The organism is Pseudacidovorax sp. DMC4, assembly GCF_056314265.1.
Genome location: NZ_JBQUYR010000016.1, coordinates 68,317 through 90,917, shown reverse-complemented (window position 1 = coordinate 90,917; position 22,601 = coordinate 68,317). Strand labels below are relative to the sequence as shown.

Genomic DNA, 22,601 nt, shown 5'->3' with positions numbered 1-22,601 from the left:
GAGATTTTTAGACATGCAAGTGGCAATCGCTGCCAGCCCGCCTCCTCCGCGCGACCGCGCCATGCGGTTCACGAAGCGGGGCGAAGTCTATCGCCGTGTACTAAAAAAGTTCTGTGAATAAGTTCACGCAAGAATAGAGTAATACCTGAGTCTTGCAGGCACCATTTTCATCTGATGTACATCCTGTGTTTTTTCATTTTCCGTACCTGACTCATTGCCCGGAGAATTCAAAATCGGGGACGAGAAACTCCAATTTCCGCAATTCATCTGGAATTCGATTTGCCCAAAAAAACAGCCCCCGAAGGGGCCGAAAAGGCGATGCATGGCCTTCCCGGGGGAACAGGAAGACAAGGATCCACGCACCGCCGCGGCCGGAGGGAGGTCCAGCCGAAGCAACGTCGAAAGGCGTCAGGGCGCCATCAATCCACCTGCACCCGATAGATCACCGCCCCCGAGGTGCCGCCCGGCAGCGAACCGCTGAACTTCCAGCTCACCGCACCCGTTCCTCCGGCCGTCTGCGCCGTCGCGCATTCCACCCCTGCCGCAGGCGCCGCATTCGCCGGCGTGTTCTTCTGGCACGTACCCAACTGCGTGGGCGTCGTCTCCACCCCCGCGCTCACGAACGTCGTGCTCGTAGGCGTCGCGTCGTTGATCACCAGCGTGTTCACCGGCGAGGGCGTCGTGTTCTCGTAGCTGATGCGGTACTCCAGCACGTCCCCCGGCTTGGCCTGGTTGGCCGTGGCAAAGCTGCTCACCCCCTGCGTCACGTTGCGCACCGTCTTGTTCAGCACCACCGCCGTCGAACTGGCCGTGGTGGTGTCCGTGGCGGTGTAGGTGGCACTCAGCGCGGGTGAGGCGTTGGTCAGCGTCAGCGTGGCCGTCACCGGCACCGCATTGCTGTTGCCGTTGGCCGCAATGGCCGGCACCCGCTCCTGCACCACGAAGCACAGCACCTGCCCTTGGGTCACCACCTGCGCCGTGCCCGTGGGGTACAGCCGCGTGGCGCCTTGCTGCACCGTGCCCGTGCAGCCCGGATCCAGGTAGGCGATCTCGCTCCAGCCCGTCACGGTGCTGGGGTTGGCGGTGCCTGCGCCCAAGGTCAGGCTCAGGTTGCCGCCGGTGCCGGCGGTGAAGCTGTGGGCATGCACCGCGTTCACGCCTGCTGCTGCGCTGCGGCTGCTGGTGGTGGGCGTGAGCACGCTGGCCGGCACTTCCCCGAAGTTGATCGCCGCCTGGCCGTTGGTGGCTGCCGTGAAGCTCACCCGGCGGTTGGCCCGGCTGTAGGTGTAGGCCGTGCCCCCGGCGCTGGTGCTGCTGCCATCGGCCAGCACCGTGCCACCCACGTTCGCGCCTGTCGCGATGTAGTTGCTGCTGCCGGTATTGCCGCTGCTGGGCTTGCTCAGCACCACGCACACCCCCTGCCCGTTCTGCGCCGTGGGCACGGCCAGGCTGTAGGCGCCGCCGCCATCCGTGGTGGCGCTCGCATAGGTGGTGCCCGCGCAGTTGGTCAGGCTCACCGTCGCGCCGCTGATGCCCTGCTCACTGCCGTTGCGGATGCCGTCGTTCGGGGTGCCCGTGTTGCTGCCGCCGCTCGGTGCGCCGCCGTCGTTGAACACCACCCCGCTGATGCCGTTGTTGGCGTTGGTGAAGGTACAGGTGATGTCTGCCCCTGCACGCATCTGGGTGCTGCTCAGGCTGACGGTCGAGCCCGTCACCGTACCCAGGCTGCCCGTGCCGTTGCCGTTGCTCGTGCCGCTGGCGTCCACGCAGCTGATGCTCGCCGGGGTGGACGGCCAGCCCAGCGGCGGCGTCTGCGCGATGCTCACCGCCGTGCCGATGCTGCCCGAGTAGACGGCGCTGGTCACCGCCGTGCCGGCGGTCTCGGTGGTCAGTTGCACACTGGCGGTGTCCAGCCCGCTCATGACGAAGCCGAAGGTGCCGATGCCGCCGTTGCTGGTCTGCGCGATGCGCACCCGCGGGATGGAGACCAGCTTGACCTGCTTGTTGGCGTCGTCGTACTGGATCAGGCCCAGGTAGCCGATGGCTGCGAGGTTGTTGCTGCCGAAGGTGCCGGTGCGCGTGCCGGTGTAGGTCATGAGCACGTAGCTGCCGGCGGTGTTGAAGCCGCTGAGCTTGTTGATGCTCAGGCTGGCACCGCTGAGGTTGAGGTCGCCGTTGACCTGCACCAGGTCGTTGACGCCGCCACCGGTGGTGCCGCTGGTGCCCAGGTCCATCGCCAGCGTGGCGCTGCTGCCGCCGGTGAAGGTGAGCGTGCCGGTGCTCAGGGTGCCGGCAGTGCCCACGGTGGCGCTGGCGCCGGGGCTGAGGGTGCCGGCCACGTTGACGCTGCCGGAGGCGGTGCCGCTGCCGCCCAGGGTGGTGCTGGCGTTGACGTTCACGGTCGAGCCGGCAGCGGTGCTGCCGTTGACCACCAGCGTGCCGGCGTTGATGCTGGTGTTGCCCGTGTAGGTGTTGGTGCCACCCAGCACCAGCGTGCCGCCGCCGGTCAGGCTCAGGCCGTAGCCGGTCCCGCTGATGGGCGTGTTGATGGTGGTGGTGCCGCTGCTGGGGGTGGTGACCGTGGCCGACTGCGCCAGGGCGAGGCTGCCGCCGCTAAGGGTGTAGCCGCTGACGGTGAAGCTCAGGCCGCCGATGCTGGGCACGCCCGAAGTGGTGTCCACGGTGACGGCACCCGCAGTGCCGCCGAAGCTGGCGGTGTTGCTGCCGCCCGCCCAGGGGCCGTTGAAGCTGCCGGTGCTGGTGCTCCAGTTGCTGTTGCTGGTGTTCCAGGTGCCGGCGCCGCCGTCGACCTGGCTGTTGCCGCTGGTGGTGTCCCAGTACGTGTAGCTGCCGGCGGCGCCCACCAGCAGTTCATTGGTGCCGCTGGCCCAGTAGGTCTGGCTCACGGGGTTGCCGCCCAGGCTGATCTGGTTGAGCGGCGCGATGCCGGTGGTGTTGCGGGCCGGGGTGGGGGTGCCGGTGACGGACGTGGCGTAGAAGTGGTCGCTGCCCGATGTCCAGTTGTTGGCCGCGAGTTGGCCGCTGGTGATGGTCAGCGTGCCCACCGTGAGGGTGGCGTTGCCGCCGCTGGCGAAGTCCACGGTGCTGCTGCTGCTTTGCTGCAGGGTGCCGATGCTCACGCCGGTGCTGCCGACGCCGACGCTGAGCGTGCCGCCGGCCAGCACGATGGTGACGTTGGGGGCGTTCACGCCCGAGGCCAGGGTGAGTGTGGCGCTGCCGTTGACGGTGATGGTGCCCTTGCCGGTGAGGTTGGCGATGCTGTGGCTGCCGGCGCTCAGGGTCATGCTGCCGGAGCCGCCGAGACCGTCGCCCAGGTTGAGCGTGCCGTTGATGGTGGTGTTGGCGCTGCGCGTGACGCTGCGGTTGGCCACGTCCAGCGTGGCGCCGCCGGTGCTGGCCACGGTGATCTGGCTGGTGGCCGGGATGGCCGTGTCCGCGCCGTAGCGCAGCGTGCCGGCGTTGACCAGCGTGGGGCCGGTGTAGCCGTTGGTGGCGTTGCTCAGCACGGTGATGCCGCTGCCGTCCTGCGACACGGTGCTGGTGCCGGCGGTGCCCTGGGCGATCGGCCGGCTGAAGGTGTAGGTGTCGCTGCGCTTGAAGCTCAGCTTGGTGCCCGTGTCCAGCTTGATCTGGTTGACGGTGTTGAGGTCGCCGTCGGTGCCGCCGTTGCCGATCTGCAGGGTGCCGCCGGTCATGACGGTGGCTGTGCCGGTGAAGGTGGACTTGGCGGTGCCGGCGATGACGATGGTGCCGGTCGAGAAGGTCGTGTTGTACAGACCTTCCAGCGGTGTGGCGATGACGGCCTTCATGCTGCTGCCCGTGGTGCTGAAGGCGCTGGCGGAGTTCAGGGACAGCTGCGTGCCGCCCGTGATGGTGTAGCCGTCGACTTCGAAGCTCAGGCCGGTGATGTACTGCGTGCCGCTGACGGTGACGGTGCCGGCCGTGCCAGCGAAGCGTGCGATGTTGCCCGCGTACCAGGGGGCGTTGGGGCTGCCGCCAACGTTGGTCCAGAAGACGCTGCCGGTGTCCCAGGTGCCACTGCCGCCGTCGACCTGGTTGTTGCCGGGGACCGTGTCCCAGTAGGTGTACAGGGCGCTGGCCGTGGCGCCCACCAGCAGTTCGCTGCCGCCTGTACCCGCGCTGCTCCAGAACGTGCGGTTGGCGCCGTTGCTGCCCAGGGTGATCTGGTTCAGCGGGGCGATGTTGAACTGGTTGCGCGCAGGCGTGGCGCTGGTGAAGGCGGTGACGTACACATGGTCGCTGCCGCTGGTCCAGTTGTTGACGACCAGCGCGTTGGTGCTGAGCGTGACGGTGTTGAAGGTGACCTGCGCCGCGCCGGTGCTGTCCATGTCCAGCGTGCCGGTGGCGGAGGTCACCAGCAGTTCGCCCACCGTAGGCTGGGCGCCGGTGGCGATCTTGAGGGTGCCGCCGTTCAGCCGGATCGTGAGGTCCGGGTTATTGAAGGTGCCCGTCAGCACCAGCGTGGCGTTGGTCGACACGATGATGGTGCCCTTGCCGGTGATGGCGGCCACCTTGGTGGTGGTGTTGGCGTTCAGCGTCAGCGCATTTCCGCCCGCGGTGCCCATCGCCAGGGTGCCATTGATGGTGGCGTCGGCCGCGCGCGCAAAGCTCAGGCCATTGATGTCGAGCGTGCCGCTCGGATCCACGGTGATGACGCTGGACGACGGGATGCCCCCGGCGACGCCGTAGCGCAAGGTGCCCGAGTTGACGGTGGTGGTTCCGGTGTACGAGTTGGTGCCGCTGAGGGTGGTCGTGCCGCCCGCGAAGCTCAGGGCATACGAGCCCACGATCGGCGTAGCGATGGTGGCGCTGCCCCCGGCCGGCGTCGTGACCGTGCTGGCCTGCGCCAGCGTCAGCTGCGTGCCGCCGGTGATCTGGTAGCCCGAGGTGGTGAAGTTCAGCCCGCCGATGCTCGGGCTGCCGCTGACCGTGACCGTGCCCAGCGTGCCCCCGAAGTTAGCAATGGACGTGCCGCCCGCCCAGGTGCTGTTGAAGCTGCCATCCGAGGTCGTCCAGTTGGTGGTGCTCGATGCGTCCCAGGTGCCGTTGCCGCCGTCGGGGTTATTGTTGCCCGTGGTGTTGGGGCCGTCCCAGTAGGTGTAGTTGCCCGCTGCTGGGGCTGCCAGCAGCTCGGTGCTCGTGGCCCAATAGGTCTGGCTGCCAACATTACTTCCCAGCGCGACCCAGTACAGAGGATTGACGCCAGGGGAGTTCTTTGCGGGGCTGCCACTCACATCAGAGGCGTAGAAGTGATCGCTGCCACTGGTCCAGTTACTCACCGTCAACGGGTAGTTGTTGGTCAACTTCGCGATCGTCAGATTGGCATCACCGCTGTCGCTGAAGTCGACCGTGCTGGCGGCCGTCTGGCTGAGCGTGCCAATGCTGCTGGTCGCACCAGCGGGAATCTTCAAGATTCCCCCCGCCAGCGTGATGTTCACGCCGGTGTTGGTGATGCCGCTCCTCAAGACAAGCGTGGCGTTGCTATTTACATAGATCGTGCCGCTGCCGCTGATGGCCGCAATGCTGGCTGTGCCCCCATTCAAGTACAGGTTGCCACCAGCGCCCATGGCCAGAGTGCCATCGACCGTGGTGTCGGCCGAGCGTGTCATGTAGGTGACGCTGCCGGAGTTGACGTAAAGCGTGGCACCTGAATCGACCTTGACCGAAGCAGTTGGAGACAGTCCGTTGACAGACCCTTGCTGCACGGCGCCCGACTTGACCCAGAAGCTGCCCGCGTAACTGCTCGGGCTGTTCAGTGAGAGGGTTCCAGTGCCGGTCTTGGTGACACTGCCGGTCCCGCCGATGCTGCCCCCCAGGATGAGCGTGCCGCTGTTGTCCAGCGTGAGGACGTACCCTGCCGTGTTCACCGCACCGTCGACGCGCAACGTGGTGCTCGTCGAGTTGTTGGCAATCGTGGCGGCAGATCCGAGCGTGATGTTGCCGCTGTAGTAGTTGTTGCCCGAGACGTTGTACAGCGCCCCCACAGTGCCCACGCCCGTACCGCTCAGCGTCAGGGGCGTAGCCGCCGTTGTGATGCCACCCGACAGACCCAGCCCTGCCCCGCTGCTGACCGTGACCGAGGCCGAGGTCGTGCCCAGAGCGTTGGCATTGCCCGCGATCAGCGTCGCGCCCGCGTTGACGGTGATGGCACCGGTGTAGCTGGTGCTGGATCCGCTCAAGGTCGCTGTGCCACCCGAGAAGCTCAAGGGGTACGAGCCGCTGATCGGCGTGGCGATGGTGGCGTTGCCACCCGTCGGCGTGGTGATCGGGTTGCCGGTGGACTGCGCCAGCGTCAGCGACGTGCCGCCCGTGATCTGGTAGCCCGAGGTGATGAAGTTCAGCCCGCCGATGCTCGGGCTGCCGCTGACGGTGACCGTGCCCAGCGTGCCCCCAAAGTTGGCGATGGCCGTGCCGCCCAGCCACGTTCCGTTGAAAGAGCCGTCCACCGTCGTCCAGTTGGTCGTCGTCCCATCCCAGGTGCCATTGCCGCCGTCTACGCTGCTGTTGGGCGACGTGTTGCTGCCATCCCAGTAATTGCGGGGAATGGCCACCACCACCAGGTTCACCTGGCCGGCCGTGCTCGTGTCGACGGTGGCGGTGTATCCCGCAGGGGGCACGACTGTCGCGAAGCTGCCCGTCAAGCTCCCGCCGGTGTAAGTGAACAGCCGGTAGGTACCGGGGCCGATCGTGCCGCCATTGGACTTTGTGACGGTCAGCGTGCCGCCAAGCGCGAGGTTGCCGGTCACTGCGACCACATCGTTCAAGCTGCCAGTACCTACCTGCCCCAGCTCGATGTTGGTGAACGAGCCAGACTGCAATGTCAGGCCATTGGTGAAGCTGAGCGTGCCGATGCCCGCCGTGGTGCCCACAGCACCACCACCGGGACTCAGCGTGCCGCCGCTGTACACCGTCGTCGCCCCGCCCACCGTGCCGCTGCCGCCCAGGGTACCGCTGCCGTTGACGGTGACCTGGCCTGTCACCGCAGACAGCGGGGCGTTGATGTACAGGGTGCCGGCGCTGATGGTGGTCGGACCGGTGTAGCTGCTCGAGGCGTTGGTCAGCGTAAGGCTCGAACTGGCGGTGTCCTTGATCACCGAACCGGAGCCGATGATGGCGCCAATCCAGAGTTGGTCGGCACTGCTGCTGTACTGCAATGTGCCGTTGTTGGTCATGCCCGAGCCACCGTTCATACTGCCCATGGAGCTGGCACCGCCGAACTGCAAGGTGCCACCGTTGATATTGATGACGCCGCGGAAGTTGTTGGTGCCCGACAGGGTAAGAGTGCCTGTGCCCTGCTTGGCCAAGGCCAGCGCGTTGCCGGTGATCGTGCCTGTGAAGGTGGTGGAGGCGTTGTTACCACCCACGGTCAGGAACGCGCTGCTCGAGCTAGAGATGACATTTCCACTGCCCGATAGCGACCCGATGGTCTCGTCATAGGTGGACAGGTCGAGCGTGCCGCTACCATAGACCGTCACCGCCGAATTGCTGCCGAAGGCCGTGGTGGCCACGCCCGCCTGCAGCGTGCCGGCGTTGACGATGGTGGCACCGGTGTAGCTGTTGCTGCCGCTGAGGGTGGTGGTGCCTGAGCCGGTTTTGGTGAGACTGCCGGTGCCGCTGATCACGCCTGACAGGGCCATGGTGCCGCTGTTGTCCAGCGTGAGGCCATATCCGCTGTTTGTCACGGCGCCACTGACGGTCAGCGTGGTGCCGCTGACGTTGTTGGCGATGGTGGAGGCGGAGCCCAGGGTAATGGCACCGGCAACGGTGTTGCTGCCTGAAGCGTTGTACAGCGCACCCGCGGAGCTGACGCCGTTGCCGTTCAACGTGAGCGGTTCGGCTTTGGTGGTGGCTGACAAGGCCAGACTGGCACCATCGCTCACCGTGGTGGTGCCGGTGATGTTGCCCAAGGCATAGTAGCTGGCGGCGATCAGGGTGCCTGAACTTATCGTAATGTTGCCGGTGTAGCTGGTGCTAGCGCTGTAGACGGTGCTGAGCGTCAGCGTGCCGCCACTGATGGTGAGGCCGTAGCTGCCACTGATGGGGGAGTCAATGGTGGCCGTGCCACCGCTCAGCACGCTGATGGTGCTGTCCTTCGCCAGGGCGAGCGACGTGCCGCCCGTGATCTGGTAGCCCGAGGTGGTGAAGTTCAGCCCGCCGATGCTCGGGCTGCCGCTGACGGTGACCGTGCCCAGCGTGCCCCCGAAGTTGGCGATGGCCGTGCCGCCCGCCCAGGTGCTGTTGAAGCTGCCGTCCGAGGTCGTCCAATTCTTGGTGCTGGACGCATCCCAGGTGCCGTTGCCACCATCGGGATTGTTGTTGGACGTGGTGTTCGGCCCGTCCCAGTAAGTGACGCTGCCGGCAGGGGGCGCCGCCAGCAGTTCGTTGCTGGTGGCGGTTGCACTGCTCCAGTAAGTCTGGGCAACAGTATTGCTGCCAAGCTTGATCTGGTTCAGCGGGGCGATGTTGGGCGTGTCCTTCGCGGGCGGGCCAGAGATGTTGTTGGCATAGAAGTGGTCCTGCCCGCTTGTCCAGTTGCTGGCCGTCAACACAAAGGTGTTGGGTGTCAGCGTAGTGACGGTCAGATTGGCGTTGCCAGCATTGCTGAAGTCCACGGTGCCGTCTGAGCCGCCCAGGGCCAGCGTGCCAATCTTGGTGGTGGTACCACCCGCGACAAACAGCGTTCCTCCAGCGAGCGTGATGTTGACGCCGGTGTTGGTAAAGCTGCCGCTCAGGGTAAGGGTGGTGTTGCTGTACACAACGATGGTGCCGCTGCCGGTGATGTTGGCGATGCTGTGCACGCCACCGTTCAGGGCCAAGATGCCGCCCGACCCCAACGCCAGGGTGCCATTCACGGTCGTATTGGCCGTGCGGCTCACGCTGAAGCCACCGGTGTTCAGCGTGGCGCCGGCATCGACCGTCAAGGCACTGGCAGGAGGCACGCCGCTGGGCACGCCATAGGTCACTGTGCCACCACTGACCGAAGTGGCGCCGCCGTAGGTATTGGTGGCCCCCAGAGTCGTCGTGCCGCTGCCGGTCTTGGTGACACCGCCCGCGCCGCTGATGACGCCGTTGAGTGTCACAGCATCAGTGCCGGCAAGCGTGAGCGTGTAGCCCGTGGAGGAGCCGGTGTCGATAGTGGCGCCCGAGCCCAGCGTCAGTGAACTGCCGCCGGCGTTGTTGGCGATGGTGCTTGCCGCGCCGAGGGTGATCGCACCGGTGACCGTGTTGTTGCCGCTGGCGTTGTAGAGCGCACCGGCTCCGCCATTGCCCGTGCCGCTGAGGTTGAGTGGCTCTGCCGCCAGCGTGATGCCGCCAGACAAGGCCAGGCTGGCCCCGCTGCTCACGGTGGTGCCGGTGGTCGTCGCTCCAAGGGCGTTGGCACTGGCCGCCACCAGCGTGCCAGCGCTGACCGTGGTGGTGCCGGTGTAGCTGTTATTGCCAGAGAGGGTCAGGGCCGCGGTGCCCGTGTTCTTCGTCAATGCCCCTGCCCCGCTAATGACACCCGACAGCGTCTGCGCCGCGCTACTGCTGTGTTGCAGGGTCCCGCCGTTGCTGATGGCGCCGCTGTAACTGCCGCTGCCCAGCGAACCGCTGCCACCGATCTGCAGCGTGCTGCCGTTGCTGATGGTCGTGCTTCCGCTATAGGTGTTGGTGCCGGTCAGGATGGTGGTGCCCCCCGCCGCGGTAATGCCAAAGCCGCCGGTCAACGGAGCACTGATGCTGGCATTGCCACTCGTCGGCGTGGTGATGGTCGAGTCCTGCGCAAGACTCAATGCGCCGCCGCTGTTTGCAGCGATGGTGTAGCCCGAGGTGCTGAAGTTGAGGCCGCCGATGCTGGCGGTGTAGCCGGAGTCCAGCGTAACCGTGCCCGTACCAACCGGGAAATAGGCGATGGACGGACCTCCGGCCCACACCCCGTTGGTCGTGCCTGCGCTACTGGTAGCCCAGTTGGTACCGGACGCCGTCCAGTTGCCGGATCCGCCTTCCACCGCTGTCGTGTCGCTGGCGGGCCCATCCCAGTAGGTGCCTGCCGCCGTTAATTGAACAGTCGGCGCAGAGCCGTAGGTGATGTCCACATCACTGAAGGTGACGGACATCCAGATCGCTGCCCAACCGGTCGTACTTGATGTCGTCGAGCTGGCTGCCGTCAGCCTTGTGGACGATAGTGACGAACTCCCCGCAGAAGAGTCCGAGACGACGATCTGCGCCGGGAATGACACGGTCGCCGAGAAGTTGGTGCCCATGCTCGTGCATGGCGGGAAATACGTCCAGCTGCCCCAGGTGCCTGCCGATCCGGCGGAGCCGCAGGATCCCCCGGAGGACGTTAGGCTTGGCGTGCCGTTGGTCTTGATCTGCAACCCTGTGGCGGTACCGGTCGTTGTAACGATGGAACTGCCCGTCGAAGTGAAAGGCACCATGAACCATGGCGACGAGGTAGGGGCATTTTGGCAACCTGAAGCGGCCACGATCATGTTGCCGCTCCAGAGCACTGTCCCGGCAGGTGTGCCCACCGTATTGCCCACAAACGTGGCTGGCAACGCCGGACTGAAGCTCACCGAACTGGAGCTACAGGTCTGCCCCGTCGCCCATGCCGCATTGGTGCCGAAGATCGCAAGGATCAGCACGACAAGCCCGATGGCGCGGCGCAGCGCCTCGCGGAGACCAGCTTCGATGTCCTTGTTCATTTGCTCACTCATTTCGTCTTCCTGGCTTCTCTCTCTGGGCATCAATCCACCTGCACCCGATAGATCACCGCCCCCGAGGTGCCGCCGGGCAACGATCCGCTGAACTTCCAGCTCACCGCCCCCGTGCCGCCTGTTGTCTGCGCCGTAGCGCAGTCCACTCCTGCGGCGGGCGCCGCATTCGCTGGCGTGTTCTTCTGGCACGTGCCCAGCGGCGTGGGGGTCGTCTCCACCCCCGCGCTCACGAACGTCGTGCTCGTGGGCGTGGCGTCGTTGATCACCAGCGTGTTCACCGGCGAGGGCGTCGTGTTCTCGTAGCTGATGCGGTACTCCAGTACGTCCCCCGGCTTGGCCTGGTTGGCCGTGGTGAAGCTGCTCACGCCCTGCGTCACGTTGCGCACGGTCTTGTTCAGCACCACCGCCGTCGAACTGGCCGTGGTGGTGTCCGTGGCCGTGTAGGTGGCGCTCAGGGCAGGTGTGGCGTTCGTCAGCGTCAGCGTGGCCGTCACCGGCACGGCGTTGCTGTTGCCGCTGCCCGCAATCGCCGGCACCCGCTCCTGCACCACGAAGCACAGCACCTGCCCTTGCGTCACCACCTGCGCCGTGCCCGTGGGGTACAGGCGGGTGGCGCTTTGCTGCACCGTGCCCGTGCAACCCGGGTCCAGGTAAGCGATCTCGCTCCAGCCAGTCACCGTGCTGGGGGTGGCGGTGCCCGCGCCTATCGTTACGTTCAGGCTGCCGCCGGTGCCGGCGGTGAAGCTGTGCGCGTGAACGGCGTTCACCCCTGCCCCCGCGCTGCGGCTGCTGGTGGTGGGCGTCAGAGTGCTGGCCGGCACTTCCCCGAAGTTGATGGCCGCCTGGCCATTGGTGGCCGCGGTGAAGCTCACCTGCCGGCTGGCTCGGCTGTAGCTGTAGCTGGTGCCTCCCGTGCTGGTGCTGCTGCCATCGGTCAGCACCGTGCCGCCCACGTTGGCGCCGGTGGCGATGTAGTTGCTGCTGCCGGTATTGCCGCTGCTGGGCATGCTCAGCACCACGCACACGCCCTGCCCGTTCTGCGCCGTGGGCACGGCCAGGCTGTAGGCCCCGCCGCCGTCCGTGGTGCTGCTCGCGTAGGTGGTGCCTGCGCAATTGGTCAGGCTCACCGTGGCGCCGCTGATGCCCTGCTCTGCTCCGTTGCGGATGCCGTCGTTGGGCGTGCCCGTGTTGCTGCCGCCGCTCGGCGCGCCGCCGTCATTGAACACCACGCCACTGATGCCGTTGTTGGCGTTGGTGAACGTACAGGTGATGTCCGCGCCCGCACGCATCTGCGCGGACGTCAGGCTCACCGTACTGCCCGAGACGGTGCCCAGGCTGCCCGTGCCGTTGCCGTTGCTCGCGCCGCTGGCGTCCACGCAGCTGATGCTCACCGGCGTGGCCGGCCAGCCCAACGGCGGCGTCTGCGCGATGCTCACCGCCGTGCCGATGCTGCCTGAGTAGGTCGCGCTGGTCACGGGCGTGCCGGTGCTGGCGGTGGTCAACTGCACGCTCGTGGTGTCCAGCCCGCTCATGACGAAACCGAAGGTGCCGATGCCGCCGTTGCTGGTCTGCGCGATGCGCACCCGCGGGATGGACACCAGCTTGATCTGCTTGTTGACCGTGTCGTACTGGATCAGGCCCAGGTAGCCGATGGCCGCCAGGTTGTTGCTGCTGAAGGTGCCCGTGAGCGTGCCGGTGTAGGTCATGAGCACGTAGCCGCCGGCGGTGTTGAAGCCGCTGAGCTTGTTGATGCTCAGGCTGGCACCGCTGAGGTTGAGGTCGCCGTTGACTTGCACCAGGTCGTTGACGCCGCCTCCGGTGGTGCCGCTGGCGCCCAGGTCCATCGCCAGCGTGGCGTTGCTGGTGAAGGTCAGTGCGCCGGTGCTCAGGGTGCCGGCCGTGCCTGCCGCTGCGCTGGCGCCGGGGCTCAGGGTGCCCACGACGTTGACCGGTCCACTCACGGTGCCGCTGCCACCCAGGGTGGTCGTGTTGCCCACGCTGACGGCCGAGCCAGCGGCAGTGCTGCCGTTGACCACCAGCGTGCCGGCGTTGATGGCGGTGCTGCCGCTGTAGGTGTTGGTCCCGCCCAGAACGAGCGTGCCGCCCCCAGTGACGCTCAGGCCGTAGCCAGTGCCGCTGATCGGGGTGTTGACGGTGGCGGTGCCACCACTGGGCGTGGTGACGGTGGCCGACTGCGCCAGGCTCAAGGCCCCACCGCTGACGACGTAGTTGGTGGTGCTGAAGTTCAGCCCACCGATGCTGGGGACGCCACCAGTGGTGTCCACCGTCACAGTGCCGGCCGTGCCCGCAAAGACGGCCGTGTTGCTCCCACCCGCCCAGGCGCCGTTGAAGCTGCCGGTGCTGGTGGTCCAGTTGGTGTTGCTGGTGTTCCAGGTGCCGGCGCCGCCGTCCACCTGGCTATTGCCGGCGGTGGTGTCCCAGTACGTGTAGCTGCCGGCCGCGCCCACCAGCAGTTCGTCGGTGCCGCTGGCCCAGTAGGTCTGGCTCACTGGGTTGCCACCCAGGCTGATGCTGCTCAGCGGCGCCACGCCGGTGGTGTTGCGTGCCGGCGTGGGGCTGCCGGTGACGGCGCTGGCGTAGAAGTGGTCGCTGCCCGACGTCCAGTTGCTGGCACTCAGGGTGCCGCTGCTCACGGTAAGGGTGCCCACCGTCAGCGTGGCGTTGCCGCTGCCGCCGAAGTCCACGGTGCTGCTGCTGCTCTGCTGCAGCGTGCCGATGCTGACGCTGGCCCCGGCGCCGATGCTCAGTTGCCCGCCCGCCAGCACGATGGTGACGTTGGGGGCGCTGAAGCTCGCCGGCAGCGACAGGATGGCGCCCGTGTTGACCATGATGGTGCCCTTGCCGGTGATGGCAGCGATGCTGTGGGTGCCGCTGCTGGCCGACAGGGTCAGGCTGCCCGAGCCGCCCACGCCGTCGCCCAGGTTGAGGGTGCCGGCCAGCGTGGTGGTGGCGCTGCGCGTGACGTTCTGGTTGGCCACGTCCAGCCTGGCGCCACTCTGGCCCGTCACGACGCTGGTGGCCGGGATGGCCGCGTCCACACCGTAGCGCAGCGTGCCGGCGTTGACCAGCGTCGGGCCGGTGTAGCCGTTGGTGGCGTTGCTCAGCACGGTGGTGCCGCTGCCGTCCTGCGCCACCGTGTTGGCGCCGGACGTGCCCTGCGCGATCTGCTTGCTGAAGGTGTACGTGTCGCTGCGGTTGAAGCGCAGCGTCGTGCCGCTGTTGAGCGTGACCTTCTGCACGGTGCCGATGTCGCCCTCGGTGCCGCCGTTGCCCACCTGCAGCGTTCCGCCGCTCATGACGGTGGCCGTGCCGGTGGCCTTGGTGGTGCCGGTGATGATGATGGTGCCGGTCGAGAAGCTCATGCCGTACAGGCCCTCGATCGGCGTGGCGATGGTGGCCTTGGCGGTGCTGGAGGTCACGCCGAAGGTGCTGTCCGCGTTCATGGACAGCTGCGTGCCGCCCGTGATCAGGTAGCCGTCGGTCTCGAAGCTCAGGCCCGTGATGTACTGCGTGCCGATGACCGTGACGGTGCCGGCCGTGCCGGCAAAGCGTGCGATGTTGCCCGCCGCCCAGGTGGCATTGGCGCTGCCCGCGGCGCTGTTGGTCCAGAACACGCTGCTGGTGTCCCAGGTGCCGTTGCCGCCGTCGACCTGTCCATTGCCGGGCACCGTGTCCCAGTAGGTGTAGCTGGCGCCCGGCGTGCCGCCGGCCAGCAGTTCGCTGCCGCTGGCCGCGCTCGTCCAGTAGGTGCGGATGGCCGGGTTCGGGTTGAGCGTGATGCTGCTCAGCGGCACCACGTTGGCGCTGTTGCGCGCCGGGCTTCCGGTGATGTCCAGCGCGTAGAAGTGGTCCGTGCCGGCCGTCCAGCTGCTCACCACCAGGTTGCCGGCGGTGACCGTGAGTTTGGTGGCGGTGAGCACGGCCGTGCCGCTGCTGGCGAGGTCGACCACGACGACGCCTGTCTGCGCGGGCGCGCCGATGGTCAGCGTGCCCATGGTGACGGTCGCACCGGCACGCACGTACATCACGGTGCCCGTGCTCAGGGTGATATTGACACCGTTGTTGCTGAAGCTGGTGGGCAACGACAGAGACGCGCCGCCGCTGAGGGTGATGGTGCCGCTGCCGGTGATGGCGTCGATGCTGCTCGCTCCGCCACTGAGCGTGAGGCTGCCGCCTGTGCCCAGGTCCAGCGTGCCGCCCGACTCGACCGTGAGGCCGCCCGAGAGCGTCTGGCTATAGGTGCCCAGGCTGAGCGTGCCGCCGGTCTTGACGGTGACGCCCCCGGCTGCGGGCAGCGCGTTGTTCGCGCCCACGGCCAGCGTGCCGGCGTTGATGGTGGTGCCGCCGCTGTAGGTGTTGGCGCCTGAGAGGGTCTGCGTGCCGGTGCCGTTCTTGACCAGCGCGATGGCATTGCCGATGGCGCCGCTGAACGTCGTGCTGGTGTTGTCGCCGCCGGTGGTGAGCACGACGGACGCCGTGGCGGTGAGGCTGCCCCCGCCGGCCAGCGAACCGATGGCCTGGCTGTAGCTGCCCAATGCCAGCGTGCCCGACACCGTCACGGCCGAGTTGGTGCCCAGTGCGTTGACGATGCCCGCGGTGATCTGACCGCTGGAGACGGTGGTGGCGCCGGTGTAGAGGTTGGCCTTGTTCAGCGTGAGCGACGAGCCGTTCGCACTGGTGTGCTGCAGCCCGCCTGCGCCACTGATGACGTTGTTGACCGCCACGTTGGCGTTGACGTTGAACGCCAGCTTGGCACCGGTGTTGACCACGATGTCGCTGGACGCATTGAGGTTGGGCGCCGTGCTGCCGTCGCCGACCTGCAGCGTGCCGGTGTTGACGGCGGTGGTGCCGGTGTAGGTGGGCGTGGCCGTCAGCACCAGCGTGCCGCCGTCGGTCTTGATGCCGAAGCCGCCGGACAGGGGTGAGCCGACGGTGGCCGTGCCGCTCGTGGGCGTGGTGATGGCGCCCAGCTGGGCCAGCGTCAGCCCGCCGCCGCTGAGCCTGTAGCCGCTGGTGGTGAAGTTCAGCCCGCCGATGCTCGGGCTGCCGCTGACCGTGACCGTGCCCAGCGTGCCCCCGAAGTTGGCAATGGCCGTGCCGCCCGCCCAGGTACTGTTGAAGCTGCCGTCCGAGGTCGTCCAGTTGGTGGTGCTGGACGCGTCCCAGGTGCCGTTGCCGCCGTCGGGGTTGTTGTTGGCCGTGGTGTTGGGGCCGTCCCAGTAGGTGTAGTTGCCAGTTGCAGGACCGGCCAGCAGTTCGGTGCTGGTGGCCCAGTAGGTCTGGCTCGGGGCGTTCGCACCCATCGTTATCTTGTTCAGCGGCGCGATGTTGGGCGTGTTCTTGGCCGGTGGGCCCGCCACGGCGGTGGCGAAGAAGCGAGAAGTCCCGCTGGTCCAGTTGGCGACGTTCAACGCGTTCGAATTCAGACCCAGCGACGTGGTCGTCAATTGACCATTGCCGCCCACGAAATCGATGGTGCTCGCCGATGTCAGCGAGATGTAGCCAACGCTGCTGATGGTGCCGGGCGCGATTACCAGCGTTCCGCCATTGGGAACGAAGTTGACACCCTGATTGGAGATGCTCCCAGTCAAGGTCAGGGTCGCACCCGAGCCAATGCTGATAGTGCCGCTGCCTGTGATGTTGGCGATCCTGTTCTGCGTGCCCGCTCCCAAATAGATGCTTCCATTGGCACCTAGTGCCAATGTCCCGTCGATCAAGGTATTTGCGGTGCGCGGGCTACCCACAACAGTGGCATTCAGGTCGAGCGTAGCCCCGGCAGAGACGGAAACGGCGCTCGCTGCGGGGATGGCGCTGTTGCTGCCGTACTGCAGCGTGCCGCCACTAACCTTTGTGTCTCCTGCGTAGCCATTGCTGGTACTCGTCAGCTTGGCAATGCCCGAACCAGTCTTGGCGAGTCCGCCCGTGCCAGTGACCGCGCCCGACACGATGATCGCCGAGCTGCCATCCAGCGTAAGGTCGCTTCCGCCGTTGGTCACGTTCGCGCTCACAGTCAACGTGGTGCTGGCCACGTTGTTGGTGATAGTCGAGGCCGCGTTCAGCGTGATCGGCCCAGCGTAGTTGTTGCTGCCCGCCGCGTTGTACAGCGCTCCGGCCGAGCCTGCGCCGGTGCCGCTGAGCGTGAGAGGTTTGGCCGCTGTCGCGATGCCGCCCGACAAACCCAGGCTGGAGCCGCTACTGACCGTCACCGAACCCGAGTTCGTCCCCAGAGCATTGGCGTGGGCCGTGATCAACGTCGCCCCCGCGTTGACGGTGATTGCACCGGTGTAGCCGGTGCTCGATCCGCTCAAGGTCGAAGTCCCACCCGAGAAGCTCATGGGGTAGGAGCCGCTAATCGGCGTGGCGATGGTGGCGTTGCCGCCGCTCGGCGTGGTGATCGGATTGCCGGTGGACTGCGCCAGCGTCAGCGAAGTGCCGCCCGTGATCTGGTAGCCCGAGGTGGTGAAGTTCAGCCCGCCGATGCTCGGGCTGCCGCTGACCGTGACCGTGCCCAGCGTGCCCCCGAAGTTGGCGATGGCCGTGCCGCCCGCCCAGGTGCTGTTGAAGCTGCCGTCCGAAGTCGTCCAGTTGGCCGTGGTGGACACGTCCCAGGTACCGTTGCCACCGTCGATGGTGCCGAAGCCAGCGGCATTGGTGCCGTCCCAGTAGGTGTAGCTGCCGCCGGTGGGTCCAGCGAGCAGTTCATTGTTGGTGGTAGCAGCATTGCTCCAGTAAGTCTGGCTGGCCGCGTTGCTGCCCAGCTTGACCAGATTGAGCGGCGAGACGTTGGGTGTGTTGCGGGCAGGCGGCGAACTGATGAAGCCGGAGACATACAGATGGTCGCTGCCGCTGGTCCAGTTACTTACCGTGAGCGTGTTGCCGTTGAGCGTCAGGTACGCAACAGTGAGTTGGGCTGCGCCCAGCACATCCATGTCCAGAGTGGCTGCGTTGCCTGTCAGTGACAGCTCTCCCACCGAAGGCGCAGCGCCTGCAGTGACCTTCAGGGAGCCCCCGTTCATGCGGATGTTCAGATCCGTGTTGGTGAAGGTGCCGGTGAGCACCAGCGTCGCGCCGGTGGAGACGATGATGGTGCCCTTGCCGGTCACGGCGGCCACCTGCGTGGTGTTGTTCGTCAGGGTCAGCGCATTGCCGCCTGCCGAGCCCATTGCAAGGGTGCCGTTGACGGTGGCGTCAGCGGTACGCGAAAGGCTGAAGCCGTTCAGGTCGAGCTTGGCACCCGGGTCCACCGTGACGCTGCTGGTCGAGGGCACAGCACCCGCCACACCGTACTGCAAGGTTCCTGCCTTGACGGTCGTCGATCCGCCGTAGGAGCTGGAATTGCTCAGTGTCAGCGTCGACGCGGCCGTGTCCTTGAGCAATGACCCCGTACCGGAGATGCCACCCGACAGCGTCTGATTGGCGCTGCTGCTGTACTGGAAGATGCCGTTGTTGGTGATCGCCCCCGCATAGCTGCCGCTGCCGCCGCTGGTGCCCAGCGAGCCGCTGCCGCCGATCTGCAGCGTGCCGGCGCTGATGGTGGTGGCGCCCGTGTAGGTGTTGCCGCCGGAGAGCGTCTGCGTGCCCGCGCCGGTCTTGGTGAGCTTGACTGGTCCGCTGATCACGCCGCTGAAGGTGGTGGACGTGCCGTCGGTACCGGTGGTCAGTACGCTGTCGCTTAAGTCAGAGGTGATGCTGCCCGCACCTGCCAGCGACCCAATCGTTTCGCTCCAGCCACTGGGCATGTGGAGCCTGGCGTTGCTGGCCACGGTGACCGCAGAGTTCTGGCCCAGGGCGTACGTTGGACCTCCGACCTGCCAAGTACCACCGTTGATGTTGGTGGGCCCGGTGTATGAATGGGCTGCGATCGAATCAATGCTGCCGGTGCCCGTCTTGGTTACCCCGCCGCTACCGCTTATGACGCCGGCGAGCATGAGTTGGGTGCCGCTCGTCGAGTCGACGGTAAGCGTGTATCCGGAATTTGCGACAGTTGAAGAAAGATAGAGCTGGGTGTTGGCGACATTGTTGGCAATGGTCGAGGGCGAGTGAAGCGTGATCGCCCCGGTATAGCCAGTGTTGCCCGAATAGTTGTAAAGCGCGCCTGCCGAGTTCGCACCTGTGCCGTTCAGAGTGAGTGGCTTCCCAGGCAACGAAGAGGTAGTGGTAGATAGCCCAAGGCTTCCGCCGTCGTTCACCGTAATGGCGCCAGCGGCCGTCCCGAGCGCGGACCCACTGCTGCTGGAGACCAGAGTGCTTCCGCTGTTGATCGTGATCGGCCCCGTGAAGCTGCTGCTGGCGCCGCTGAGAATGGTGGTTCCCCCGGAGAGGGTGAGGCCGTAGCTACCGCTGATCGGCGTCGCGATGGTCGACGTCACGCCGGAGTCATTTGTGATCGTGCTGGCCTGCGTCAGGCTCAACGCCATGCCGCCGGTGATCTGATAGCCCGTGGTCTTGAACCACAACCCACCGATGCTCTGCGTACCGCTGACGGTGACCGTGCCCAGCGTGCCAGAGAAGACCGCCGTGTTGGTTGAGCCGGGCCAACTGCCGTTGAGCGAGCCGTCGATGGTCGTCCAGTTGGTGGTCGTGCCCCACGTGCCGTTGCCGCCGTCGACCGTGCCGTTGCCCGCGGTATTGCTGCCGTCCCAGTAGGTGTAGCTGGCCGTGGTCGGCGCCACCAGCAGTTCGGTGGACGTCGCCCAGTACGTCTGCGCTGCCGCGTTCGTGCCCAGCTTGAGCAGGTTGAACGGCGACACGTTGGCCACATTGGTCTGCGTCGAGCCGGTGACCAGGGCAGCCTTGAGGTGGGCATTGGGCTGCGCCCAGTTCAGCGCGTTCAGCATGGTGCTGGCCGACAGCGTCAACGTGCTCACGCTCAGCGTGCCGCCGGCCGCAACGTCGAAGCTGAGAGTGCTGTTCGCGGCCGTGCTGTTGAGCGTGCCGATGGTCACGCTCTGGCCCGCGCCCAGGGCCAACGTGCCGCCGTTGAGCGTGATGGTCAGGCCGGTGTTGGTGAAGCCGTTGGGCAGCGTCAACGTGCCGTCCGTGACCTTGATGGTGCCGGTGCCGGTGATGTTGCCGAAGCTGTGCGAGCCCGCAGTCAGCTCGATGGTGCCGCCGGCCATGACCAGCGTGCCGCCAGCCAGGGAGGTGTCGGCCGAGCGGGTGATGCCGGTCATGCCACCCAGGCTGAGCTGCGTGCCGGTCTGGCCCGTGATCTTGCTGGCGGCGGGAATGCCGGTGTTGCTGCCGTAGACGAGCGTGCCGGCGTTCAGGAGCGTGTCGCCGGTGAAGCTGTTGCTGCCGCTGAGGGTGGTGGTGCCGGTGCCGTCTTGGCTGACGACGCCTGCGCCGCTGATCGCGGGACTGAAGGCATAGGCATTGCTGCGGTTGAAGGACAGCTTGGCGCCTGTGCTGACTGTTACGCCGGAGGTGGTTGAGATGTCTCCACTGGTTCCACCATTTCCTACTTGCAGAGTTCCGCCGGTGATGCTGGTGGCCCTGTTATAGGTATTTGCGCCGGAGAGAATTTGAACCCCGATACCTACTTTAGACAGAATGACTCCGTCGATTACACCCGTAAATTCGGTGGAGGTGTTGTCGCCCCCGGTTGTCAGCGTGAAAGCTCCACCTGCAGCTACATTGCCGCTGCCCGAAAGTGAGCCGATTCCCACGTTACTGAAAAGGTAGAGCGTGCCGGGCGACTGGATCGTGGTTGCGGAATTGCTACCCAGCGCATCAACCGCCTTGGCCTGTAGTGTTCCACCTGAAATCAACGTTGGTCCGGTATAGCCGCTCGTCGCGTTAAGCAACACGGTCCTGTTGGGCGCTGCGGTGCCGATCAGCGAAAAGCCACCGGCGCCTGTGATGGGGCCTGAATAGCTCAATGTGTTCAATGGGTTGATAACAAAGGTCGAACCCAGTGCCACGGAAATAGCCGACGTCGTTATGGACGGCTCCGAGCTGGCACTGTTGTACTGCAATACGCCGCTGTTGACGGTAGTTGCACCCGTGTATGTGGCATTCGATAGGATGGTGGTGCCGCCCTCGGTCTTCAGTTTGAACGAGCCTTGAATGGGTGTGGAAATGGTGACGCTTCCACCAGACGGTGCAGTGATCGTGCTGTCCTGCATCAAATTAAGGGCAACGCCCCCGCTGACCGTGTAATTGGGTGCCGAGAAGGTTAGTCCACCGATGTTCTGGGTACCACTGACGTTGACCGCACCCCCGGAGCCTTGAAATACAGCGATCGCTGTGCCGCCGGCCCACGGCCCATTGAACGAGCCATTCGAGGTCGTCCAATTGGGCGTCGTGCTGTCCCACGTGCCCGCCCCGCCATCCGCGTTGTTGTTGGCCGTCTGGTTGCCGCCATCCCAGTAGGTGAACGCCGAAGTCACTGGACCAGCCAGTAATTCGGTAGAGCTGGCCCAGTAGGTCTGCGTCTTGTCGTTGGTGCCGAGCACCACCTGGTTCAGCGGCGTGACGTTCGTCCGGTTCTTGTTGGGCGAAGTGGGCGAGATGTTGTTGACGTAGAAGTGGTCGCTCTGCCCGGTCGCGTCCCAATTCGAGGCAGTCAAGGTGCCCGCGCTCAGCGTCATGGTGCTCACGCTCAGCGTGGCGGCGCCGGTGCCGCCGAAGTCGATGGCGCTGCTGGCCGTCTGCGTCAGCGTGCCCATGCTCACGTTGGCGCCGCTGGCCAGTTGCAGCGTGCCGCCGGCCAGTGTGATGTTGAGCAGGTTGTTGCTGATCGTGCCGCTGAGGGTGAGCGTGGCACCGGTGTTGACGGTGATGGTGCCCCCGCTCGACGAGAGCGCACTGACCGAGAAGTTGCCGCCGCTGAGCGTGACGCTGCTGCCGCCCAGCGTGAGCGTGCCGGCCGACACATCGGTGTTGGCCGAGCGCGCGACCGACTGCCCGCCCAGGTCGAGCGTGCCGCCGGTGACGGTGATGCTCGCACCCGACGGGACGCCGCTGGCCGCGCCGTAGCGCAGCGTGCCGGCGGTGACCGACACGGCGCCGGTGAAGGTGTTGGTGGCGCCCAGGGTGGCGGTGCCGCTGCCGGTCTTGGTGAGGCCACCCGCCCCGCTGATCACGCCGTTGAGCGTCAGGGCATCGGTGCCGTCGAGCGTGAGCGTGTAGCCCGTGGGCGAGCCGGTGGCGATGGTGGCGCCGGAGGTCAGTGTCAGCGCACTCCCCCCCGTGTTGTTGGCGATGGTGCTGGCCGCGCCGAGTGTGATCGCGCCGGTGACGGTGTTGTTTCCGCTGGCGTTGTAGAGCGCCCCGGCGCCACTGTTGCCTGTGCCACTGAGATTGAGCGGCTCAGCTGCCAGCGTGATGCCACCCGACAGGCCGAGGCTGCCGTTGGTCTGTACGGTGGTACCCGTGCCCGTACCCCCCAGGGCATTGGCACTCGCCGCCAACAGCGTGCCGGCGCTGATGGTGGTGGCGCCGGTATAGGTGTTGCTCCCCGACAGGGTTTGTGTCCCTGCACCCGTCTTGACCACTGCGGTGGCGCCTCCGATGACGCCACCGAACACCTTGGATGTGCCGTCGCCGCCCACGGTGAACGTCCCCGGTCCGGTTACGCTGCCTGTGCCCGTCAACGAGCCGACTGCCGCGTTGTAGCCATTCAGGGCGAGTATCGCGCTGCCTGCGATATTGACTGCGGAATTGACACCGAAGGCACCATTGCTGGATCCGGCGGTAAAAGTTCCTGCCAGAACATTTGTCGGCCCGGTATAGAGGTTTTGCCCGCTCAGCGTGATGTTGGAATTTCCTTCGTTTCTCACTTCGCCCTGCCCTTTGATGGGCATGGCGTAGTTTTCAGTGTCGTTGTTGTGATTGAAC

Annotated in this window: 3 protein-coding genes; 1 reads left to right on the top strand and 2 read right to left on the bottom strand. The window is 66.2% G+C overall.

Annotated elements, in window-relative coordinates:
- Positions 1–419: 419 nt before the first annotated feature.
- Positions 420–10,139, bottom strand: a complete 9,720-nt coding sequence (locus tag ACT54X_RS24760; protein ID WP_476349191.1) for a beta strand repeat-containing protein — start codon at positions 10,137–10,139, stop codon at positions 420–422.
- Between ACT54X_RS24760 and ACT54X_RS24755 the strand changes: the two genes are divergently transcribed.
- The gene (locus ACT54X_RS24755) at positions 10,111–10,830 is read left to right on the top strand and encodes a hypothetical protein (protein WP_476349189.1); all 720 of its coding nucleotides are present in this window, start codon (positions 10,111–10,113) and stop codon (positions 10,828–10,830) included. The genes ACT54X_RS24760 and ACT54X_RS24755 overlap by 29 nt on opposite strands.
- On the opposite strand, the gene ACT54X_RS24750 is transcribed toward ACT54X_RS24755, so the two are convergent.
- On the bottom strand, positions 10,769–22,315 hold the full coding sequence (locus ACT54X_RS24750) for an autotransporter-associated beta strand repeat-containing protein (RefSeq protein WP_476349187.1): 11,547 nt from the start codon (positions 22,313–22,315) through the stop codon (positions 10,769–10,771). The two genes, ACT54X_RS24755 and ACT54X_RS24750, sit on opposite strands and share 62 nt — an antisense overlap.
- Between the last annotated feature and the right edge of the window lie 286 nt (positions 22,316–22,601).

Bases quoted from the DNA above. Each gene is read 5' to 3' on its own strand.
- ACT54X_RS24755 (WP_476349189.1), top strand. From the start codon at position 10,111: ATGTCCACATCACTGAAGGTGACGGACATCCAGATCGCTGCCCAACCG.
- ACT54X_RS24760 (WP_476349191.1), bottom strand. From the start codon at position 10,139: ATGTCCGTCACCTTCAGTGATGTGGACATCACCTACGGCTCTGCGCCG.